This window comes from Alcanivorax profundi (genome assembly GCF_003597125.1).
Taxonomy (GTDB): domain Bacteria; phylum Pseudomonadota; class Gammaproteobacteria; order Pseudomonadales; family Alcanivoracaceae; genus Alcanivorax; species Alcanivorax profundi.
Genome location: NZ_QYYA01000060.1, coordinates 1 through 607, shown reverse-complemented (window position 1 = coordinate 607; position 607 = coordinate 1). Strand labels below are relative to the sequence as shown.

At 41.2% G+C, this 607-nt stretch carries 1 pseudogene; it reads right to left on the bottom strand.

Features of this window, described 5'->3' with window-relative positions:
• Positions 1–117: 117 nt before the first annotated feature.
• Positions 118–607 (bottom strand): annotated as a pseudogene (locus tag D4A39_RS19050) (hypothetical protein); the annotation flags it as partial.

The window sequence follows — 607 nt, the reverse complement described above, 5'->3', positions numbered from 1 at the left end:
ATCTTTTTTCATCTTAAAATTTTAGTTTATGTTAAACAATTCGTCATAAGGGCTTAAAATGGCCGATATGAACACTAATAGAGCGTGTTTTTCGATGGTATTGATCCCTACAGGTCATTATCCAAGAGAAGCAATCAAAGCAGGTACACCTTTGAGAGATATGGCACGACGAAGGTTATAAGATAGGCAAAAGAGGCCCATCTCAGCAGTTACTTTCAGTTTGCCTTTCAGTAAAAAGTAGTATTGACCAAGTGCTCGCTTCATGGTTCCGAAAGGATGCTCGGAGAGGCATTTGCGATTGTCCATCTTGTTCTGATCTAGATGTAAAACGTAACGGACAACCTTCTTCACGACTTTCATTCTTGGAGGTTTTGGCTTGTCCTTATTCTCTTCTTTGAGTTGCTTGCGTTTTGCTTCGGTTGCCTTTATCAAGGTGTCTTTGTTGAAGTCTGCCTCCTTGAACTTCTGGATGGTACACTTGCACTTGCATTTTTTACATGCAAGCTTGTTGCAGTAGCGGATCATACCATTTCTTTTGATAGACTTTTGCCTCAGAATTTCGCCTTGCGGACAATAGACAAGATTGCGTTCGGCATCCCTCACGAAG